This is a genomic window from Pseudoxanthobacter sp., from assembly GCF_036822375.1.
Lineage (GTDB): Bacteria > Pseudomonadota > Alphaproteobacteria > Rhizobiales > Segnochrobactraceae > Pseudoxanthobacter.
The window spans coordinates 1-3,739 of sequence record NZ_DAISHT010000277.1 but is presented as its reverse complement, the minus strand read 5'-3'; the positions used below and the strand labels follow the sequence as shown (position 1 = coordinate 3,739).

The following is a 3,739-nucleotide window of genomic DNA, read 5'->3' as shown; positions in this document are numbered from 1 at the left end:
CCGAGGCGCATGGTGCCGCCGAGATCGCCGTTGGCGGCGCGGCGTTCCAGTTCGTTGCCCTTCAGCCACTCGGTCATCAGGCCCACGACCGGTTCCGGCGTCGTGCCGAATTCGGTGGAGCTTGCCTGCGGGATGCCGACGAGATTGCGCACCGCCTCGATCACCGCCATCTGCATGCCGAAGCAGATGCCGAAATAGGGCACCTTGTGCTTGCGGGCAAACGAGGCCGCCGCGATCTTGCCTTCCGAGCCGCGCTCGCCGAAGCCGCCGGGCACGAGGATGCCGTTGACGCGCTCCAGATAGGGCGCGGGGTCTTCCTTCTCGAAGACCTCCGATTCGATCCACTCGATGTTGACGCGCACGTTGTTGGCGATGCCGCCGTGAACGAGGGCCTCGATCAGCGACTTGTAGGCGTCCTTCAGCTCGGTGTACTTGCCGACGACGGCAATCGTCACCTTGCCTTCCGGGTTGCGGATACGCTCGGCGATCGTCAGCCAGCGCTCAAGCTTCGGCTCCGGCGCGGTCAGGCCGAAGGCGGTCAGCACCTGATCGTCCAGCCCCTCGCGGTGATAGGCGATCGGCACGTCGTAGATGGAGGCGACATCCTGCGCGGCGATGACGGCTTCCTGCCGCACGTTGCAGAACAGCGACAGCTTGCGGCGCTCCGATTCCGGAATCGGTCGGTCGCAGCGCACCATCAGAATGTCGGGCTGGATGCCGATGGAGCGCAGTTCCTTGACGGAATGCTGGGTCGGCTTGGTCTTCATCTCGCCGGCGCTGGGGATGTAGGGCATCAGCGTCAGGTGGATAAACACCGCGTGACCGCGCGGCAGCTCGTTGCCGAGCTGGCGGATGGCCTCGAAGAACGGCAGGCCCTCGATGTCGCCGACGGTGCCGCCGATCTCCACCAGTACGAAATCGACATCGTCGTTGCCGGCCAGCACGAACGCCTTGATGGCGTCGGTGACGTGGGGAATCACCTGCACGGTGCCGCCGAGATAGTCGCCGCGGCGCTCCTTGGTGATGATGTCCTGATAGATGCGGCCGGTGGTGATGTTATCCATGCGCGTCGCCGGACGGCCGGTGAAGCGCTCGTAATGGCCAAGGTCGAGGTCGGTTTCCGCGCCGTCGTCGGTGACGAACACCTCGCCGTGCTGGTAGGGCGACATCGTGCCCGGATCGACGTTGAGATAGGGGTCGAGCTTGCGCAGGCGCACCGAGAAACCGCGGGCCTGCAACAGCGCGCCAAGGGCGGCGGAGGCCAGACCCTTGCCGAGCGAAGAGACCACGCCGCCGGTGATGAAGACGTACCGCGCCATGGGGCTCACCTCAATTTTCCTGTTTCACGGGTTCGGCCCCGGATGGACCGAAGGAAGGCCGGCCGGGCGCCACGGCGCTGCGCAGCCGGCCGCGGACAGAGTTGTTGACCGGGCCAGAACATAACCGGCCTGCCCGCCGCAGAAGGCCGCGGCAGGGCAGGCCGTGAAGAACCGAAAACCACGCGGGGACGATGGCCGGAGCGGTTTGCGAACCGGCCACCGCAGCCGCTTCTTTACTGCGAGTTCGGCACCTGCGGACCGGTCGGCTGCGGCGCCGGGGCGGGCGCGGTGCCGGCCGGGGCCGCCGGGGTCTGGCCGGCGGGCGCCAGACCCTGCAGCGTGCCGAGAATGCCCTTGCCGTCGCCCTGCGAGCTGTTCGGGATCGCCTGACCGGCGCCGCCGCCCAGATTCTGCAGCAGCGAGGTCGGGCGGGCCTGATAATGGCCGAGCAGCGTCAGCGCAAGCGACGTGGCGAAGAACAGGGCGGCAAGCACCGCAGTGGTGCGCGTCAGCAGGTTGGCGGTGCCGCGGCTGGTGAAGAAACCGCCGCCGCCACCGCCGATGCCGAGAGCGCCGCCTTCGGAGCGCTGCACGAGGACGACAGCGACGAGCGCGATCACGATCATCAGGTGAACGACGATGAGGACGGTTGTCATCAGGAGCTTGCCGCTTCTTGTCTCAATGCCTGCGCCCTCCGCCGGACGGCATGCCGGACCGGCTGAGGACACAGGAATCCATGAAAAGTCGCGGCTTCATACACGATCGGCGGGCGGCTTTCCAGTCCGGGAATGGGAAGCAGCCCTGCGGTTGCCGGCCGCGGTGCCGCGCGCGGGCCACAAGAACCGGCCGCCCGGCCCGGCTTTGCCTTGACAAAGCCACGGCTGCATGCGCTTTTCCGGCCGGTTTGGCGGGTTTCGCGCCCGCTCCGGCGCCCGTTGCGGCGCGCGGGCGCATCACCCCATGCCGCACAGATCTTAAGAGGACTCCGGCGCCTGCTCCGGCCCTTCCGGCCCCGTACCCTGTTTCGGGAGCCGCCGGCCGCCCGGCGCGATCCGTCGAGGAAGTTTCATGCACCTTTATCGTAGCCACACCTGTGGAGAGCTGACAGAGGGCGATGTCGGCAAGGCCGTGCGCCTGTCGGGGTGGGTGCATCGCGTGCGCGACCATGGCGGTCTGCTGTTCATCGACCTGCGCGACCACTACGGCCTGACGCAGGTGGTGTGCGATCCGGATTCGGCCGCCTTCAGCCTGATCGAGACCGTGCGCGCCGAGTGGGTGATCCGCATCGACGGCGAGGTGAAGGCCCGCACCGCCGAGACCATCAACGACAAGCTGCCCACCGGCCGCATCGAGGTGTTCGTGCGCGACGCGGAAGTGCTGTCGGCGGCCCGGGAACTGCCGCTGCCGGTGTTCGGCGAGCCGGACTATCCGGAAGACGTGCGCCTCAAGTATCGCTTCCTCGACCTGCGCCGCGACAGCCTGCACCGCAACATCATCCGCCGCTCGCAGGTCATCTCGTCCATGCGCCGCCGCATGGTGGAGATGGGGTTCACCGAGTACCAGACCCCGATTCTCACCGCCTCCAGCCCGGAAGGCGCGCGCGACTTCCTCGTGCCCGCCCGCCAGCATCCCGGCAAGTTCTACGCGCTGCCGCAGGCACCCCAGCAGTTCAAGCAGCTGCTGATGATTGCCGGCTTCGACCGCTATTTCCAGATCGCCCCCTGCTTCCGCGACGAGGATGCCCGCGCCGACCGCTCGCCGGGCGAGTTCTATCAGCTCGATATCGAGATGAGCTTCGTCACGCAGGAAGACGTGTTCCAGGCGGTGGAACCGATGCTGCGCGGCCTGTTCGAGGAATTCGGCAACGGCCGCCGGGTGACGCAGAAGTTCCCGCGCATTCCCTATGCCGTGTCGATGCGCAAATACGGCAACGACAAGCCGGATCTGCGCAACCCGATCGAGATGCAGGAAGTGACCGCGCATTTCGCCGGTTCGGGCTTCAAGGTGTTCGCCAACATGATCGCCTCCGACGCCAAGGTCGAGGTGTGGGCGATCCCGGCGCCGGGCGGCGGCAGCCGCGCCTTCTGCGACCGCATGAATGCGTGGGCGCAGGGCGAGGGGCAGCCGGGCCTCGGCTACATCTTCTGGCGCGAGGGCGAGGATGGCGGCGCCGGCCCGGTGGCCAAGAACATCGGCCCGGAGCGCACCGAAGCCATCCGCGAGCAGCTCGGCCTCAAGGCCGGCGATGCCGTGTTCTTCGTGTGCGGCCGCCCGGACAAGTTCGTCTCCTTCGCCGGACAGGCCCGCACCCGCGCCGGCCGCGAGCTTGGCCTCGTCGACGAGGACCAGTTCGCGTTCTGCTGGATCGTCGATTTCCCGATGTTCGAGTGGAACGAGGAAGAGAAGAAGATCGACTTCTC

General features: G+C 67.4%; 3 protein-coding genes. 1 reads left to right on the top strand and 2 read right to left on the bottom strand.

Annotated elements, in window-relative coordinates; all coding sequences use genetic code 11:
• The coding region (locus V7067_RS16375; protein WP_334176962.1) for a CTP synthase at positions 1-1,319 on the bottom strand (1,319 nt) is incomplete at its 3' end.
• A gap of 233 nt (positions 1,320-1,552) precedes the next feature.
• Entirely contained in the window at positions 1,553-1,975 is a 423-nt protein-coding gene (gene secG, locus V7067_RS16370) for a preprotein translocase subunit SecG (protein ID WP_334176961.1), read from the bottom strand.
• Between the two features lie 412 nt (positions 1,976-2,387).
• Here secG and aspS point away from each other — a divergent pair.
• The coding region (gene aspS / locus V7067_RS16365; protein ID WP_334176960.1) for an aspartate--tRNA ligase at positions 2,388-3,739 on the top strand (1,352 nt) is incomplete at its 3' end.